General features: G+C 59.6%; 16 protein-coding genes and 1 tRNA gene. 7 read left to right on the forward strand and 10 right to left on the reverse strand.

Going from position 1 to position 17,502, the window contains the following annotated elements; translation table 11 throughout:
• Window positions 1-226: 226 nt before the first annotated feature.
• From SBC1_RS14970 to SBC1_RS14985, 4 genes are all read right to left on the reverse strand, one after another.
• Window positions 227-3,232 carry a ribonucleoside-diphosphate reductase subunit alpha gene (locus SBC1_RS14970; RefSeq protein WP_165988370.1) on the reverse strand — a complete coding sequence of 1,002 codons (3,006 nt, stop codon included), beginning with the start codon at window positions 3,230-3,232 and terminating at the stop codon, window positions 227-229.
• 686 nt (window positions 3,233-3,918) lie between these two features.
• A complete protein-coding gene (ampD, locus tag SBC1_RS14975; protein WP_165988372.1) occupies window positions 3,919-4,503 on the reverse strand; it encodes a 1,6-anhydro-N-acetylmuramyl-L-alanine amidase AmpD in 585 nt (194 codons plus the stop codon).
• Window positions 4,500-4,814: a PP0621 family protein gene (locus SBC1_RS14980; RefSeq protein ID WP_165092563.1), complete on the reverse strand. Its 315-nt coding sequence runs from the start codon at window positions 4,812-4,814 to the stop codon at window positions 4,500-4,502. Before SBC1_RS14980 ends, ampD begins: the two co-directional genes overlap by 4 nt.
• Window positions 4,815-4,865: 51 nt before the next feature.
• Window positions 4,866-5,828: an inner membrane protein YpjD gene (locus SBC1_RS14985; RefSeq protein ID WP_165092564.1), complete on the reverse strand. Its 963-nt coding sequence runs from the start codon at window positions 5,826-5,828 to the stop codon at window positions 4,866-4,868.
• Between the two features lie 135 nt (window positions 5,829-5,963).
• On the opposite strand from SBC1_RS14985, the gene ffh reads away from it, so the two are divergent.
• Complete coding sequence (gene ffh / locus SBC1_RS14990) at window positions 5,964-7,331, forward strand: signal recognition particle protein (protein ID WP_165092565.1); 1,368 nt, start codon at window positions 5,964-5,966, stop codon at window positions 7,329-7,331.
• Window positions 7,332-7,461: 130 nt separating this feature from the next.
• Entirely contained in the window at window positions 7,462-8,013 is a 552-nt protein-coding gene (locus tag SBC1_RS14995) for a hypoxanthine-guanine phosphoribosyltransferase (protein ID WP_158935967.1), read from the forward strand.
• Window positions 8,014-8,152: 139 nt separating this feature from the next.
• Here the strand turns inward: SBC1_RS14995 and SBC1_RS15000 are convergent, their stop codons facing one another.
• Window positions 8,153-8,764 carry a MarC family protein gene (locus SBC1_RS15000; protein WP_165092566.1) on the reverse strand — a complete coding sequence of 204 codons (612 nt, stop codon included), beginning with the start codon at window positions 8,762-8,764 and terminating at the stop codon, window positions 8,153-8,155.
• 1 nt (window position 8,765) lies between these two features.
• Complete coding sequence (locus SBC1_RS15005; RefSeq protein WP_165092567.1) at window positions 8,766-10,514, reverse strand: proline--tRNA ligase; 1,749 nt, start codon at window positions 10,512-10,514, stop codon at window positions 8,766-8,768.
• A 231-nt stretch (window positions 10,515-10,745) separates the two neighbouring features.
• Here SBC1_RS15005 and SBC1_RS15010 point away from each other — a divergent pair, with 231 nt between their 5' ends.
• Window positions 10,746-11,396 carry an RNA pyrophosphohydrolase gene (locus SBC1_RS15010; protein ID WP_097265380.1) on the forward strand — a complete coding sequence of 217 codons (651 nt, stop codon included), beginning with the start codon at window positions 10,746-10,748 and terminating at the stop codon, window positions 11,394-11,396.
• A gap of 179 nt (window positions 11,397-11,575) precedes the next feature.
• Entirely contained in the window at window positions 11,576-12,130 is a 555-nt protein-coding gene (locus SBC1_RS15015) for a CNP1-like family protein (protein WP_165092568.1), read from the forward strand.
• A gap of 273 nt (window positions 12,131-12,403) precedes the next feature.
• On the opposite strand, the gene proB is transcribed toward SBC1_RS15015, so the two are convergent.
• The 4 genes from proB to rplU form a co-directional block, all read right to left on the reverse strand.
• Window positions 12,404-13,522: a glutamate 5-kinase gene (gene proB / locus SBC1_RS15020; RefSeq protein WP_165988374.1), complete on the reverse strand. Its 1,119-nt coding sequence runs from the start codon at window positions 13,520-13,522 to the stop codon at window positions 12,404-12,406.
• A gap of 48 nt (window positions 13,523-13,570) precedes the next feature.
• Window positions 13,571-14,704 (reverse strand): GTPase ObgE, encoded by a 1,134-nt coding sequence (gene obgE, locus SBC1_RS15025; RefSeq protein WP_165092570.1) that lies wholly within the window; start codon window positions 14,702-14,704, stop codon window positions 13,571-13,573.
• 219 nt (window positions 14,705-14,923) lie between these two features.
• The gene (gene rpmA, locus SBC1_RS15030) at window positions 14,924-15,184 is read right to left on the reverse strand and encodes a 50S ribosomal protein L27 (RefSeq protein ID WP_031360734.1); all 261 of its coding nucleotides are present in this window, start codon (window positions 15,182-15,184) and stop codon (window positions 14,924-14,926) included.
• 43 nt (window positions 15,185-15,227) lie between these two features.
• The gene (gene rplU / locus SBC1_RS15035) at window positions 15,228-15,542 is read right to left on the reverse strand and encodes a 50S ribosomal protein L21 (RefSeq protein ID WP_165092571.1); all 315 of its coding nucleotides are present in this window, start codon (window positions 15,540-15,542) and stop codon (window positions 15,228-15,230) included.
• A gap of 281 nt (window positions 15,543-15,823) precedes the next feature.
• On the opposite strand from rplU, the gene SBC1_RS15040 reads away from it, so the two are divergent.
• The 3 genes from SBC1_RS15040 (at window position 15,824) to SBC1_RS15050 (ending at window position 17,488) form a co-directional block, all read left to right on the forward strand.
• Complete coding sequence (locus SBC1_RS15040; RefSeq protein ID WP_165092572.1) at window positions 15,824-16,816, forward strand: polyprenyl synthetase family protein; 993 nt, start codon at window positions 15,824-15,826, stop codon at window positions 16,814-16,816.
• A gap of 31 nt (window positions 16,817-16,847) precedes the next feature.
• A tRNA-Pro gene (locus tag SBC1_RS15045) sits at window positions 16,848-16,924 on the forward strand.
• A gap of 192 nt (window positions 16,925-17,116) precedes the next feature.
• Window positions 17,117-17,488: a hypothetical protein gene (locus SBC1_RS15050; protein ID WP_165092573.1), complete on the forward strand. Its 372-nt coding sequence runs from the start codon at window positions 17,117-17,119 to the stop codon at window positions 17,486-17,488.
• The last annotated feature ends 14 nt before the right edge of the window (window positions 17,489-17,502 follow it).

The raw sequence follows: 17,502 nt of genomic DNA on the forward strand, positions 1-17,502 counted from the left end.
CTCACCTGCGAAACCGATTGCGGAAAGGGCCACCGCTGCGGGACCGCGACTCGAATTTCAAACGCTGTAGTTACCCGACCTCAGCGAGCACAAATAGAAAAGGCCGGTTCCGAATTCGCCCGCCCTTTCCACCGCTGAAAGAACCAACGCTTCGTACCGGCCTTCAATCTCACCGCTAGCTGACTGGCGAGAGGCCGATTGCATCGGCCTCTCGCCCACAACCGTCTTACTGGCAAGCCTCGCATTCGTCGAACCCGGCATCGCCCGGACGCATCATGCAGACCGGACCATCCGCCTCTGCTTCAGCCGCAGCGGCAATTGCCGGTGCCGCAGCAGCGTTGAAACCACCGGTCGACGATCCATGCGAACCCTGCGAACCAAAACCGTTGCCGTTCGCGCCTGACGCCCCACCCTCGCCGTTCCCCGAGTTACCCGACGGCACCGAGTTCAGCTGACCGTGAGCGACCGTCGACTTCTCGACGTGCGTTGCTGCCATCGTGCGGAGGTAGTACGTGGTCTTCAAACCGCGCAGCCACGCCAGCTTGTACACCTCGTCCAGCTTCTTGCCCGACGCGCCTGCCATATAGATGTTCAGCGATTGCGCCTGATCGATCCACTTCTGACGACGCGACGCCGCTTCTACCACCCAGGTTGCGTCCAGTTCGAACGCGGTGGCGTAGATGGCCCGCAGATCGGCCGGAACCCGGTCGATGCGCGACAACGTACCGTCGAAGTACTTCAGGTCCGAGACCATGACTTCGTCCCACAGACCGCGTTCCTTCAGGTCACGCACCAGGTAATCGTTCACGACCGTGAATTCACCCGACAGATTCGACTTCACGTACAAGTTCTGGAACGTCGGCTCAATACACGCCGACACACCGATGATGTTCGAAATGGTCGCGGTCGGAGCGATTGCGACGCAGTTCGAGTTGCGCATGCCGTAGTTGGCGATCCGCGAACGCAGTTCGGTCCAGTCCATCGACGCGCTGTCGTCCACTTCCACGTAACCACCGCGCGCTTCGGCCAGCAGCTTCAGCGAATCCTGCGGGAGAATGCCGCGGTCCCACAGCGAACCGCGGTAGCTCGAATAACGGCCGCGCTCTTGCGCCAGTTCCGTCGATGCGTAGTAAGCGTAGTAGCAGACCGCTTCCATGGAGGTATCGGCGAAAGCGACCGCTTCCTTCGATGCGTACGGCGTGCGCAGCAAGTGCAGGCAGTCCTGGAAGCCCATGATGCCCATGCCGACCGGACGATGCTTCAGGTTCGAATTCCGCGCCTTGGCCACCGCGTAGTAGTTGATGTCGATCACGTTGTCGAGCATGCGCATTGCCACGCTGACAGTGCGCTTCAGCTTGTCATGATCCAGCGCGAGCGTGCCGTCGGCCTGCGTCTTCATGTGTGCGACCAGGTTCACCGAGCCAAGGTTACACACGGCGATTTCGGTGTCGCTGGTGTTCAGCGTGATTTCCGTGCACAGGTTCGACGAGTGGACGACGCCCACGTGCTGCTGCGGCGAACGGATGTTGCACGGATCCTTGAACGTGATCCACGGGTGACCCGTTTCGAACAGCATGCCCAGCATCTTGCGCCACAGTTGCGCGGCCGGAACCTTCTTGAACAGCTTGATCTCGCCGCGTGCGGCCTTCTCTTCATACGCCACGTAAGCTTTCTCGAACGCCGCACCGAACAGATCGTGCAGGTCCGGTGTGTTGGCTGGCGAGAACAGTGTCCAGTCGCCGTTTTCGTGAACGCGCTTCATGAACAGATCGGGAATCCAGTTCGCCGTGTTCATGTCGTGCGTGCGGCGACGGTCATCGCCCGTGTTTTTGCGCAGCTCCAGGAATTCTTCGATATCCAGATGCCACGTTTCAAGGTACGCGCACACCGCGCCCTTGCGCTTGCCGCCCTGGTTCACCGCAACGGCCGTGTCGTTCACGACCTTCAGGAACGGCACCACGCCTTGCGACTTGCCGTTCGTGCCCTTGATGTGCGAACCGAGCGCACGCACGCGCGTCCAGTCGTTGCCCAGACCGCCCGCGAACTTCGACAGCAGCGCGTTTTCCTTCAGCGCTTCGTAGATGCCGTCGAGGTCGTCGGCAACCGTCGTCAGGTAGCACGACGACAATTGCGAACGGCGCGTACCGGAGTTGAACAGCGTGGGGGTAGACGACATGAAGTCGAAGCTCGACAACACGTTGTAGAACTCGATCGCCCGCGCTTCGCGGTCGATTTCGTTCAGCGCCAGGCCCATTGCGACGCGCATGAAGAACGCCTGCGGCAGTTCGATGCGCTTGTTTTCGTTGTGCAGGAAGTAGCGGTCATACAGCGTCTGCAGGCCGAGATAGCCGAATTGCAGATCGCGGTCGGCGTCGAGCGCTGCGCCCAAACGCTTCAAGTCGTACTGCTGGAGCTTTTCGTCGAGCAGTTCCGCTTCCACGCCCTGCTTGATGAACAGCGGGAAATATTCAGCGTAGCGCGTGGCCATCTCGCCTTGCGCAACGTCCTCTTCCAGGATTTCACGACGGATGGTGTGCAGCAGGATACGCGCGGTGACCTGGCTGTACGCCGGGTCCTTTTCGATCATGGTGCGCGCGGCGAGAATGGCGGAGTCATAGACTTGCGCCATCGGCACGCCGTCGTACAGGTTCTTCACCGTTTCCGCAACGATCGGATCGGCGCTCACTTCGCTGCCGAGATTCGCGCACGCTTCGTTGATGCGCGCCTTCAACGCGTCCAGATCCAGCGGATGCGACACGCCGTTGTCGATCACGTTGATGCCAAGCGCGTTCGCCCGCGTTTCCGGCGCATGAGCACGTTCCTGCGTGCGCTTCTCGCGATACAACACGTACGCGCGCGCCACGTTATGCTCGCCGCCGCGCATCAGCGCGAGTTCGACCTGATCCTGAATGTCTTCAATATGGAACGTACCGCCGTTCGGACGGCTGCGAACCAGCGCCCGGATAACGCTCTGCGTCAGTTGTTCGACGAGCTCGCGCACACGCGCGGAGCCTGCGCCCTGACCGCCGTTCACGGCCAGGAACGCCTTCGTCACAGCGATGGAGATCTTCGACGGCTCGAACGACACCACGGTCCCGTTGCGGCGGATGACTTTGTAGTCGGCCAGTGTGGCGTCCGGCGCGAGCGCGCTGGCGCCCGGCTGACTTTGTGCGCCGAGGGGCCGCGCGGAGGCGCCCTCGTAGGAAGTCGTGGTGTTGTCGGTGGTTTGCATGTGCAAATCTCCAGGTGTTCGATGGTGCGGAACGTCCGCGGATTGAGATGCGTGCCGCGCGCGGTGGCTGCTTGTTACTGCTTTGTTGTTGCTGTTCAGAACATTTGCCAACCGCGCACGACGATGAAATTGAAAATTGAACTTGGCTGAGTCGGAAAAATTGCCGGTGCCGTTCTTGCGCGCAGTCCCATGATTTTTCCATGGGCCCATACGCTTCAAACCGACGAAGACAACCCCTCTCGCTACGCCTGTTTGCCTCGGTCTTTCAAACTGAATGCCGACGTTTTTTACGCGACAAATCAGTCGCTTATCCGGTGTTTTCTTCTATGGCCGGACAAGCCTGCGGCGCCGGCTCTACGAGCGGGGCGCCGCCTGGACAACACAACATATAGTGCGAATTACGTCTCTGAGCACCAAGTATAGTGGCAATCCGCACAGTCTCAAAAACTTTTATTTGCTGAAGAATGGCCTTCAGAGGGTTGACTTTTGAAATGCCAAAGTCGGATAAGGGAAAGCACGCCAAGGTGCGCCGAACACACGCGAACGCGCTGCAATGCAAAATGAAAGCCCTGCTGATCCTTTGGAAGCGGTGAGGCAAGGCAGGCGAACATTGGCAAGACGTAGTGTGTTGCAGCGGCTCAATAACTCACGCGGCGACGCACTCGATCAAGCGAAGAACCAGCGAATCAAACGTCGCCGAGATAGGGAAAGTACTGAAGCGGAAGTTGGGTATCGCGTTGCAGCCGCGACCACTCGAAGTACGGGCCAGGATCGGTTTTACGACCCGCCGCGATGTCCGAATGACCCGCGAGCGCTTCGATTGGATAGCGACGGGTGAGCGCCTGGACCACCTCATTAAGCGACGCGTACTGCGCGTCCTCGAACGCACATCGATCACTGCCTTCCAGTTCGATACCCACCGAAAAGTCGTTGCATCGCTCACGCCCGAGAAAGCTCGACACGCCCGCGTGCCACGCGCGCTCGTTGCACGACACATACTGCTCGACGCGGCCATCGCGATGAATCACAAAATGCGACGACACCCGCATGCCACGCAAGTGGTCATAGTACGGATGAGCGTCGTGATCGAGACGGTTCTGGAAAAACTCGGCAATAGCGCTGCCGCCGAATTCATCGGGCGGCAAACTGATGTTGTGAACGACAACGAGCGTGGGCTCGATCCCCTCCGGACGCACTTCGAAGTTCGGCGACGGCACGCGACGTGCAGCCGTGTACCAGCCGTCGGTATCGATCAGACCAGCAACGCTCATCGTGCGTCGCGGCCGGTGGGATGCGTGGCGTAGCGCTGGGCGTGATCGGAGCAACAGAAGCGATGTCCGGCCGCGACAATCGCTTCGCTGCTCGGCGTATGCACGCCGCACTCGGCGCAACGCACCAGAGGATCGGGGAGTTGCGGCGCGGAGCCGGAAGCCGCCGGGCCGCGAGACGCACGTCCGGCCGCTGCGCCGCCGTCCGCTTGGCGGCCCGTTTGCGCGCCAGCGGCCGTCTGGGCGCGCTTGAGCTTTTTGAACAGCCACTGGCTCGCAAAGAACACAAATATCAGCAGGAGAAGTTGGCGCATGATCTTACTAATAGTAGAGGCAATAAATGCCCGATGATTCGGATGACCGCGTCAAACGACCGCGCGATGCAGCAGCACTTCGAATACAAAGCGGCTGCCCACATAAGCGAGCAACAACGCGACGAACGAAGCGAGCACCCAGCGCAACGCGGCGCGCCCGCGCCAGCCCGACACACGGCGAGCGGTCAGCAGCGCGCCGAACATCAGCCACGACAAAATAGCGAACACGGTCTTGTGATCGAGTTTGAACGCCTTGTCGACGAGTTGCTCGTTGAACGCGACGCCTGATATGAGCGTGAGCGTCAGCAGAACGAAGCCCGCCGAAATCAGGCGGAACAACAATTTTTCCAGCGTGAGCAACGGTGGCAAAGTGTCGAGCCAGCTCGACACCCAACTATTCGATGTATGCCGCGTGGCGGTCCCACGCATGTTCTGCAGCCGCTTTTCCACCATCAGCATCAGGATGGCGTGAAGCGCGGCAATCGCGAACAGCCCGTACGCAATATTCGCGATCAGGAAATGCAGCTTGAACATGGGCGCAGCGGCGTATGGCAGCACACGCACGCCGCCAAAAATCAGCGGCATTACCGAGGCCGCACACGCAAGCGGCAGCACGAGCAGCCGCAAGCCGTCGAGCGGGAAGAAAAAGCTCTCTATCCAGTAGATGCCCGCGCCCAGCCAGAACATGGCGGAGAGCGCGAAGGCAAAACCGAACACCATCGCGTTCTGCGGAAAGATGGTGGTGTGCAGCAAGACGCCATGCACGAGCAACGCGACGCCCAGCAGCACGCGCCCCACTGCACTCATGCCCGATGCATTCGATGCCCGGCCGCCCTGCATGGAGTCGGCCATGCCCGTCGTGCCGGCATTCATGCCGCCCGCCAGGCGACCACCCGCCGGCATGCCCGCCAGCGCCGGAGCCTGATCAACGGCCGTGTTGCGATGCGCGCGCCAGCCAGCTACGGCAAGTCCGCCGTAGAGAAGCGCAGTGAGGGCATACAGTACAATATCCATGTTCGAAGTTTACACCAGGCCCTGAAGCCACGACGTCTTCCCCCTCTTGCCAGGTCGTCTTGAAGCAAGAGCCGCCAGGACGCCGTTACCCCGTTACTGTTAACCGGCACCCGGCCGCATTCTCCATACGCTCCCATGCTCGACACACTCACTACACGGATGGCGCGCGTCGTCAAGACGCTGCGCGGCGAAGCCCGGCTCACCGAGGCTAACACGCAGGAAATGCTGCGCGAAGTACGCCTGGCGCTGCTCGAGGCCGACGTCGCATTGCCGGTTGTGCGCGAATTTATCGCGAAGGTGAAGGAAAAAGCGCTCGGCGAGGAAGTGCTGTCCAGCCTGTCGCCGGGTCAGGCGCTTGTTGGCGTCGTGCAGCGCGAGCTGACAGCCATTATTGGCGGGGATTACGAGGGTAAAGCCGTCGAGCTGAATCTCGCGGTCACGCCGCCGGCAATCATCCTGATGGCCGGCCTGCAAGGCGCGGGTAAAACCACCACATCGGGCAAGCTCGCCAAGCTGCTGCGCGAGAAGCACAAGAAAAAAGTGCTGACGGTGTCCGTCGACGTGTATCGTCCAGCCGCTATTCAGCAGTTGAAAACGGTGACCGAACAGGTCGGCGCGGATTTTTTCCCGTCGGAGCCGGATCAGAAGCCGGCCGATATCGCCCGTGCGGCGGTGGATTGGGCGAAACGCCATTTCCATGACGTGCTGATCGTCGATACGGCCGGCCGGCTCGGTATCGACGAAGCAATGATGAAGGAAATCAGCGAGCTGCACGCGATCCTGAAGCCGGCGGAAACGCTCTTCGTCGTCGACGCCATGCTCGGCCAGGACGCCGTGAACACCGCGAAGGCGTTCAGTGACGCCCTGCCGCTGACCGGCGTGGTGCTGACCAAGCTGGATGGCGATTCACGCGGTGGCGCGGCGCTGTCAGTGCGTCACGTCACCGGCAAGCCGATCAAGTTCGTGGGTGTCGCCGAAAAACTGGACGGGCTGGAGGTTTTCCACCCGGACCGGATGGCGAACCGGATTCTCGGCATGGGCGACATTCTCGCTTTGGTCGAGGAAGCACAGAAAGGCGTGGACGGCGCGGCCGCGCAAAAACTCGCCGATAAAGTCAAGAAAGGCGGTGATTTCGACCTGAACGACTTCCGTGCGCAACTTTCGCAGATGAAGAAGATGGGTGGTTTGTCGTCGCTAATGGACAAGCTGCCGGCGCAATTCCAGCAAGCCGCAGCCGGCGCGGACATGGGCGTCGCGGAAAAACAGATGCGCCGAATGGAAGGCATCATCAATTCCATGACGCTGCTGGAGCGCGCGAAACCCGATCTGATCAAGGCGCAGCGCAAGCGCCGTATTGCAGCGGGCGCGGGCGTGCAGGTCCAGGAAGTCAACCGCATGCTGAATCAATACGAGCAGATGCGCGGCATGATGAAAAAGCTGAAGGGCGGCAATCTGCAGAAAATGATGCGCGGCATGAAGGGCATGATGCCGGGCATGCGTTGACGTTTTTGATCTGATTTGATTCAGCTTGATTCGAATGGCCCGCGTTTCACAGAGGAACGCGGGTTTATCATGTGGCGCTTAGCGCCTCGTTTTCCCTATTTTTAGATCTACACCCTCGCCGCCTGCCCTTATGAATCGCGAAGAAGCACTCCACATTTTCAGCCACTCCGAAGAGATCGTTTCGGCACAAGACGTGACCGCGTCGATCGAAAGCATGGCGAAAGCCATTGGCGCGAGCACGGGCGAAGAGTTCCCGCTCGTGCTGTCCGTCATGGGCGGCGCGGCGGTGTTCACCGGCATGCTGCTGCCGCACCTCGACTTTCCGCTCGAGTTCGACTACATCCACTTGACGCGGTATCGGAACACGACCAAGGGCGGCGACAAGATGGAGTGGCGCGTGGCGCCGGCGGAAGCGGTGAAGGATCGCGTGGTGCTTGTGCTCGACGACATTCTGGATGAAGGCGAAACCATGGCCGCCATCCGCGACCGCATCATGGCCATGGGCGCGAAGAAATTCCTCTCGGCCGTACTGTGCGAGAAACTCATCAATAAATCGAAACCCCTGCGGCCGGACTTTTGCGGCTTCGAAGTGCCGGACCGGTACGTGTTCGGCTGTGGCATGGACGCGAAGGGATACTGGCGCAACCTGCCGACTATCCGGGCGCTGACGGAAGGCGCGTGAATCGTTTTCGCAGCGTTTGAGGTGCGGCCAATAGCCGCATGATCAAGATCAAAAAGGCCGTTTCAACGTGAGTTGAAACGGCCTTTGTTTATTTACCACCCTGGAAGCCCTGACAGACATGTACCTGGATGGTCTTCAGTCAGCCATTCGCAGCCAGTTGATGCACAAACGTCCGTATCCCGGTGAGGATCATTTCCACCGATATCGCGACAAGCACCAATCCCATCAGCCGTTCGAACGCCGTGACCGCGCGTTCGCCGAGCCAATGCTGGATCTTCTCGGCCAGCACCAGCACGACCGCGCAGACCATCATGGTGACCGTTAGTGCTCCGACCCATTCCCACATCTGCCCGGGCGCCTGCGATGTCAGCAGCATCACCGTCGCCAGCGCCGACGGACCGGCCAGCGCAGGAATAGCCAGCGGCACGATCAGCGGTTCGCCACCGCGTGAATCACCACCCATCGGACCATCGGGATGCGGAAAAATCATGCGCAAAGCGATCAGGAACAACACAATCCCGCCGCCCAGCCGCAACGACAAATCCGTCAGGCTCATCGCGCGAAGAAAGCGGTCGCCCACCAGCATGAACAACAGCAGGATCCCGAAGGCGATCGCCACTTCCCGCAAGATCACGATCCGCCGGCGTTCCTTCGCCACACCACGCAACGCGTTGATGAAGATCGGGATATTACCGAGCGGATCGGTGATCAGAATAAGCAGCACCGTCGCCGAGAGGAAGTTGTACTGCACGTTACTGGGTCACACCACGGGCCAGTGCTGCGCGCACCTTCTCGATCACCACGTTCGCCGCGTCGTCCACCGGCAACAACGTGGCTTCGGCGTCGCGTCGTGCCTGGTACTCGAGCTTGCCTTCCTTGAGCCCGCGGTCACCAATCACCAGCCGATGCGGCACGCCAATGAGTTCCCAATCCGCGAACATCACGCCGGGGCGTTCGCCGCGATCGTCCAAGACCACGTCGATACCCGCAGCCTGTAGCGCCGCGTAAAGCTTGTCGGCCTGCTCGCGAACTGCGTCGCTGCGGTCGTAGCCCATCGGGCACAACACGACTTCGAACGGTGCAATCGATTCCGGCCAGATGATGCCCTTGGCGTCGAAATTCTGTTCGATCGCCGCGCCCAGGATCCGCGTGATGCCGATGCCGTAGCAGCCCATTTGCATGGGCGCAGGCTTGCCGTTTTCATCGAGGAACGACGCGCCCATGGCATCCGAGTACTTCGTGCCGAGCTGGAACACGTGGCCCACTTCAATGCCGCGGCAAATTTCGAGCGTGCCCTTGCCATCCGGCGACGGATCGCCTGCCAGCACATTGCGGATGTCCGCCACGACCGGCTCCGGCAAATCGCGGCCCCAGTTCACGCCGGTCGTGTGATAGTCGACCTCATTCGAGCCGACCACGAAGTCGCTCATGTTCGCGACCGTCCGGTCCGCGATCACCTTGATCGGCTTCTTCGTACCGATCGGGCCGAGATAACCGGGCGGCGTGCCGAAGGTATCGATAATTTCAGCTTCGGTAGCAAAGCGATAACCCGCCAGACCCGGCTGCTTGTTCGCCTTGATGTCGTTCAGCGAATGGTCGCCGCGCAGCATCAATAGCCAGATGGTCGGCTCGGCGCCTTCGTTTTCCGTCGCGAGGATGATCGACTTGATCGTGCGTTCCAGCGGAATGTTCAGCAATTCCGCGACCGCCTCACACTTAGCCTTGCCCGGCGTTGCCGTCTTTTTCATCTCTTCCGCAGGCGCCGGACGCGTGGCGTTCAGCGGCAGCGCGTCGGCGGCTTCCACATTTGCGGCGTAATCCGAAGTCGGGCAATACGCGATTGCGTCTTCGCCAGTGTCGGCGATCACGTGGAACTCATGCGAGCCGCTGCCGCCGATCGAGCCGTTATCGGCCGCTACTGCACGGAATTCCAGGCCGATGCGGTTGAACACGCGCACGTAGGCATCGAACATTTTTTTGTACGACTCGGCGAGGCCCGTCTGATCGCGGTCGAAGGAATACGCGTCCTTCATGATGAATTCGCGCCCGCGCATCACGCCGAAACGCGGCCGGATTTCATCGCGGAACTTGGTCTGGATCTGGTAGAAATTGACCGGCAGTTGGCGGTAGCTCTTGATCTCGCGCCGCGCGATGTCCGTCACCACTTCTTCGTGCGTCGGTCCGAGCACGAAATCGCGGTCATGACGATCCTTGATACGCAACAGTTCGGGGCCGTACTGCTCCAAGCGTCCCGATTCCTGCCAGAGTTCGGCCGGTTGCACGCCGGGCATCAACAATTCGAGCGCGCCGGCCCGGTTCATTTCTTCACGCACAATGGTCTCCACCTTGCGGATGGAGCGCAGGCCGATAGGCAGATAACTATAGATACCGCCGGCCACGCGGCGAATCATGCCCGCACGCATCATGAGTTGGTGGCTGACGATTTCCGCGTCGGTAGGAGCTTCCTTCAGGGTGCCGATAAAGAAACGGGATGCTTTCATTCAAAAATTTTCCAATGCGGGAGCGCGTCGGTTGAATGGGCTTATCGCCCAAACCTGCGGAACATGCAGAACGTGCGGAACGAGTGAACGACGGGACAGCGATGCGGCAAGGCGTTGGCCGACCGCCCCGGCACCCAAGCGAAACGAACCCCGATTCGGGTTCGTGCCGGTGCGCCAGGCCCGTTATCTGTTTATAATCAAAGCAATTTTAAAGGATTCGAAGGTGGTTGTATGCTGGATCGTGAAGGCTTTCGCCCGAACGTCGGCATCATCCTCTTGAACGCGCACAACGAAGTGTTTTGGGGCAAGCGGCTACGTGAACATTCCTGGCAGTTTCCGCAAGGGGGCATCAAGTACGGTGAAACCCCTGTGCAAGCGATGTATCGGGAGTTACACGAAGAAACCGGCTTGCTTCCGGAGCACGTGAAGGTCGTGGGTCGAACCCGCGACTGGCTGCGTTATGAGGTGCCGGACAAGTTCATCAAGCGCGAGGTACGCGGACATTATCGCGGACAGAAACAGATCTGGTTTTTGTTACGCATGGTAGGCCGTGACTGTGACATTTGTTTGCGTGCGACTGATCATCCGGAATTCGATGCCTGGCGGTGGAATGAGTATTGGGTCCCGCTTGACGCGGTGATCGAGTTCAAGCGGGATGTATATCAGCTTGCGCTCACGGAACTTTCTCGCTTTCTGAGGCGCGCAGTCGTGCGGGCAGAGCGCGCGGAACGTATGGCGCATCATGCCAATCGTTATCCACGCGTGATTCAGGGCATGACTATGGAAGACGCGGCCGTTTCTGCTAACGGTGGTGTCATTCAGGCAGAATGTTCGGTGACCGAAGAGCTGCACATCTACGCACAACGTCCTTCGCGGGATTAGGACGTGTGTTATTCGAAGCGGCGGTGCGGCAACGCACGCCGCTTTTTTTCGTGCAGCGTCGAAGGCTGGGCTTGCGTGTTTGACATGCCGGCGTGTTCCCTTTGCGGGACAATCGCGGCGCAATTACGCGGCACGATCGATTTGCAGTCGCTTCTGCATCAACCTCAGGAAATCAAGAATTGAAAGCCATTGCATTGTTCGCGGCATCCGCGGCAGCCCTTGTCGTGCTCGCCGGTTGCGGCAGCCCCAAGCCGACCAACAAGGACGACAGCGCGTTCGTCTACCTCATGGACCGCAAGCCGAACTGGACCGAAAACAAGGTCGACACCCTGCCTCCGCTGCCAAAAGACGCGAATCTCCTTGAGTTCACGGTGTCGAACAACACGCCGCTGAGTTTTTTCATCGATAAAAACTCGCTTAGCGTGGGAACAGACGGCGTCATCCGCTACACCGTTGTTGTGAAAAGCCCGGCCGGGGCGCGCAACGTCAATTACGAAGGCATTCGCTGCGACAACTATAACTGGCGCCTATATGCGAGCATTAATGAGGATCAGACCGACTGGGACCGCACGGTCGAGAACGATTTTCGACGCATCGAAAACGGCGAGTTGAACGCCTATCACGCAGCGCTGTATCAGGATTACTTCTGCGCGAACAAGTTGCCGACTGGGTCGGCCAAGCAGATTGTGCAGAACATCCAGATGAAGCGGACTGCAGTTTCGAACTATCACTAAGCCGAAAGGCTGGTGAAAAAGCCCGCTGCACCTGACGGTCAGCGGGCTTTTTTTGTGGGCGGCACTGCGCGATCACCGGGCGCCTGACACTGGGTGATCTCACTTAGCGAGGCTCCGGTGAGCATCCGGCAAAATTGATCGTTCAATAGGAATATTTCGGTCGATGATTGCGTTTTATGAATGTATTAATCCGAAAAATTCGCATTTTCGACCAAAAATGAACTAAAAATCCGCCAATTTACGGTTTTTCCGTTTTGGCGTGTCCCGTGCTGCTTATGCCAAAACCAGATTATCCCGATGAATCAGCTCGGGTTCGAGCATATACCCCAACACCGTTTCGATTTCACCGCTCGGCCGACGCTGGATCAGCCGCGCCTCCGAGCTGCTGTAATTCGTGATGCCGCGCGCCACTTCCTGACCGCCCGGATTCATGCACGCGATCACTTCACCGCGCGCGAACGCGCCGTGAACGTTGATCACGCCGATTGGCAGCAAGCTTTTACCGCCCGCAGTGAGCTTCTCGACCGCGCCGTTATCGATAACCACATGCCCACGCACCTGCAAATGATCGGCCATCCACTGCTTGCGGGCCGCCATACGTGCTGTGCGCGCCATTAATTGCGTACCGATCATCTCGCCCGACGCGAGCCGGGTCAGGACATCCGACTCCCGCCCGCTTGCGATCACCGTATTCGCACCGCTATGCGCCGCGCGTTTCGCCGCGAGAATCTTGGTCAGCATGCCGCCGCGGCCCAGGCTTGAACCCGCGCCTCCCGCCATGGCCTCGAGTTCCGGCGTGCCCGCATCGGCCTGTTCGACCAGCGTGGCCGTTGGATCGCGCCGGGGATCGGCGGTAAACAGGCCGCGTTGATCGGTGAGGATAATCAGCGCGTCGCCTTCTATGAGGTTCGCTACCAGAGCGCCGAGCGTGTCGTTGTCGCCGAATTTGATTTCGTCGGTGATGACAGTGTCGTTTTCATTGATGATCGGCACGCAACCCAGGCGCAGCAAGGTGAGCAGCGTTGAGCGTGCGTTCAGATAGCGTTCGCGGTCGGCGAGATCAGCATGCGTGAGAAGAATCTGCGCCGTGCGCATGCCGTATTTGCCGAAACTGCTTTCGTAGACCTGGGCCAAACCCATCTGGCCAACGGCAGCAGCAGCCTGCAATTCGTCAATTTCGCGCGGCCGCTTCGTCCAGCCCAAACGATGAATACCCTCGGCGATCGCGCCGGAACTGACCAGCACGACTTCCTTGCCTTGCCCGCGCAACGCCGCAATCTGCGCAGCCCAGCGCGCGATGGCCGCGTGGTCGAGCCCGCGTCCGTCGTTGGTTACCAGGCTCGATCCCACTTTCACTACGAGTCGCTTCGAAGCGGCTATGACGGAACGCATCTGACGCATTTCTCCTCGGATTTGCCTCGAAAACCACGGGCCAAACTTTTACGCTTCGTCTTCGTCTTCTTCGTCGATCTCCGGCGCGGGCTGCGGCGCCACGACGGCGGGTTCGTCGCGGAAACGAACGTCGGCGGCGAGATCTTCGGCTTCTGCCGCCCGCGACGCATCCGAATTCTTCGAGATGTAATCGAAGATGGCGTAGGTCAGGCTTTCGCAACCCTGCCCCGTCAGTGCCGAGATTTCGAACACCGGGCCATCCCATTCGTAGCGCTTGATGAAGTCCGCCACGCGAGATTTACGGTCTTCATCCGGCACCATGTCGAGCTTGTTTAGCACGAGCCAACGTGGCTTTTCATACAGCGCTTCGTCATATTTGCGCAATTCGTTGACGATCGCGCGCGCTTCCACAACGGGATCGACTGCGTCGTCGAACGGGGCCAGATCGACGAGATGCAGCAGCACGCCGGTGCGCTGCAAGTGCCGCAGGAACCGGTGGCCCAGACCCGCGCCTTCCGCCGCGCCTTCGATCAAGCCCGGAATATCTGCAATGACAAAGCTCTTTTCCGGTCCCACGCGAACTACGCCAAGATTCGGCGCGAGCGTGGTGAACGGATAGTCGGCAATTTTCGGCCGCGCATTCGACACCGCCGTGATGAACGTGGACTTGCCCGCGTTCGGCATGCCCAGCAGACCAACGTCGGCGAGCACTTTCAGCTCGAGGCGCAACATGCGCCGGTCGCCTGGCTTGCCTTCCGTCTTTTGGCGCGGCGCGCGGTTCGTACTCGACTTGAAGTGCAGGTTGCCGAGACCGCCCGCGCCGCCGTTTGCGATCAGCACGCTCTGGTTATGCTCGGTCAAGTCGGCGATCAGCTCGCCCGTTTCCGTGTCCGCGATGATCGTGCCGACCGGCATGCGCAAGATGATGTCGTCACCGCCCTTGCCATAACAGTCTGCGCCGCGGCCATTTTCGCCGTTGCGCGCCTGGTGTTTCTTCGCGTACCGATAGTCGATCAGCGTGTTGATGTTTCGGTCCGCGACCGCATACACGCTGCCGCCCCGGCCGCCGTCGCCGCCGTCCGGTCCGCCGAACGGGACGAACTTCTCGCGCCGCATCGACGCGCTGCCATCCCCTCCGTCGCCGGCGATGACTTCAATTCTCGCTTCGTCAATGAACTTCATGAGTTGCTCCGTCCCGTGTTTTACTTTGCTTGTGACTGGAGCAAGCGCTAAAGCCAACTCCAGTCGACACTCTATTCTGCCGCGACCGGCCGAAGCCAGCCACTAGGCCATTCGATATATGTCACTGCTTGGGCACGGCCAATAAGGCCGGCCAATAAAAAAAGCCCCGCGAACTTCGCGGGGCCTTTTCCGGTCCTGAAGCCCGTGCCTGGATGTTACTTAGGCAGCCGGGACTACGTTGACCAGATGCTTCTTTGCTGCGCCCTTCGTCGAAAACGTGACGTGGCCGTCGGTCAGCGCGAACAAGGTGTGATCCTTGCCCATGCCGACGTTGTCGCCCGGGTGCATGCGCGTACCGCGCTGGCGAACAATAATGCCGCCTGCGTTGATAGCCTGGCCGCCGTAAACCTTCACGCCGAGGCGCTTTGATTCAGAGTCGCGACCATTGCGGGATGACCCGCCTGCTTTTTTGTGTGCCATTTAATAGCTCCTTGACCGTTTAGCTTAATCGACTCGACGACGCTTACGCGGCGTTGATAGCGTCGATACGCAGTTCGGTGTAGTTCTGGCGATGGCCAGCGTGCTTTTGGTAGTGCTTCCGGCGACGCATCTTGAAGATCGTAACCTTCTTGTGACGACCCTGGGACACGACGGTACAAATGACGGAAGCCCCACTGACCAGCGGTGCACCGAATTTAATCGATTCACCTTCGCCTACTGCGAGAACCTGGTCGAGCGTGATTTCAGCGTCAATGTCTGCCGGTATCTGTTCTACTTTCAATTTTTCGCCGACAGCAACCTTATACTGCTTGCCACCGGTTTTTATGACCGCGTACATTGAGAACCTCACTCTGAAAATTCATTTTTCCGCACACCGTGCGCGAAAACGCGTGATTATACAGAGAGTTAGGCTCTCCGTCAAAACCCTTGTTCATCGCGAAAACGAGCGCGGCTGCAGTCCGGATCGAGCACGGCGCACGCGGCATTATTGCAGTTTCGGCGTCTAACGCCGCGCGTCAGGCTTGCCGCGGCACCCTGTGCGGTTCGTCCGAGGCGTCTTTAGAGGCGGCTATCGGCCGATTCGCCTTATAATTCGCGGCACTACCCTAATTGCCGATCATGTCGTCCACTGCCATTTCCTCCCCAAACGCCGCCAACGTGCTCGAGCCTATCGCCGAGGACATGCAGCAGGTCAATCGCGTCATCCGGCAGCGCCTGGCGTCCGAAGTGATGCTGATCAACCAGATTTCCGAGTACATCATCGGGGCAGGCGGCAAACGGCTCCGGCCCGCGCTGCTGCTGCTGGTCGCCGGCGCGCTCGGTGACACCACCGGGCACCGGCATGAACTGGCCGCCGTGGTCGAGTTCATTCATACGGCCACGCTGCTGCACGATGACGTAGTCGACGAATCCGATCTCCGGCGCGGCCGCAAGACCGCGAATGCCCTGTTCGGCAACGCGGCTAGCGTGCTCGTCGGCGACTTCTTGTACTCGCGTTCCTTCGAAATGATGGTCGGCGTGGGCAAGATGCGCGTGATGGAGATCCTGTCGGTTGCGACCAACGTGATCTCGGAAGGTGAAGTGCTGCAGTTGCTCAACATGCACGACCCGGATGTGGACGAAGCGCGCTACATGCAAGTGATCCGCTACAAGACAGCCAAGCTTTTTGAAGCAGCGGCCCAACTCGGCGCAGTGCTGTCGGGGTCGGATGCCCGGACTGAAGCGGCAGCGGCGGAGTTTGGCCGGCGCATTGGCACGGCGTTCCAGATCATGGACGACTGGCTCGATTACACCGGCACGGCGGAATCGATGGGAAAAAATGCCGGCGACGATCTGCGCGAAGGCAAACCCACACTGCCCCTCATCTATCTGATGGAGCACGGCTCGGCCGAACAGGCAGCGCTTGCGCGCGAGGCAATCGAGCAAGGCGGGACCGATAAATTCGACACCATCTTCGAAGCCATCACGATGTCGGGCGCGCTGGATCACACGCTGAAATGTGCGCGGCAAGAAGCACAGGCGGCGGCCAATGCAATTTCTTCGTTTCCGGATTCCATTTTTAAAGAGAGCCTGCTAGAATTATGTTCTTACTCGACGGCAAGACAGTCCTGAAAAGGAAACGAACCGTCTCTGAGTGAACATTCGGGGTGTAGCTTAGCCTGGTAGAGCGCTACGTTCGGGACGTAGAGGCCGGAGGTTCGAATCCTCTCACCCCGACCAGAATTCCCTTGTAAATCAAGGCCAAAACCGCCCAGCTTGCTGGGCGGTTTTTTGTTTTGGGCCATCATTTTTTCAGGTCATCGACTATTGGTGATCTACAAGTTCGGCGCAAGGCTGGCGCTGCCATCATCAGATCAACAACACGGCGCTCGCTCATCAATGTCCTCACTCAGATTTTCATCGGCTAGAAGAATGTCCGTGGGTCAGCGCATCGGATTGTGGTTCGTGTTCCTGTATTTCCTGATCGGCGGCGCGTGCCACTTTTTGTACATGCCGCTCTTCGTACAAATCGTGCCTCCCTATATCCCCTTCCCGCTCCTGGCCGTCATGGTGAGCGGCGTTTTCGAGTTGCTTGGCGCGATCGGTGTGATGATCAAACGCACGCGAAGTGCGGCGGGCATTGGGCTGACGTTACTGACCATTGCCGTTACGCCCGCCAACGTATTCATGTACCAGCACGCGGATCAGTTCTCGCAAGTTCCATCGTGGTTATTGCTCGTGCGGCTGCCTTTGCAGCTTGTGCTGATTGCATGCATTTTATGGAGCACGCGGCAGCGCGCTTAACTAGCCGGCGCGCG

Origin of the sequence: Caballeronia sp. SBC1, assembly GCF_011493005.1 — a bacterium.
GTDB lineage: Bacteria > Pseudomonadota > Gammaproteobacteria > Burkholderiales > Burkholderiaceae > Caballeronia.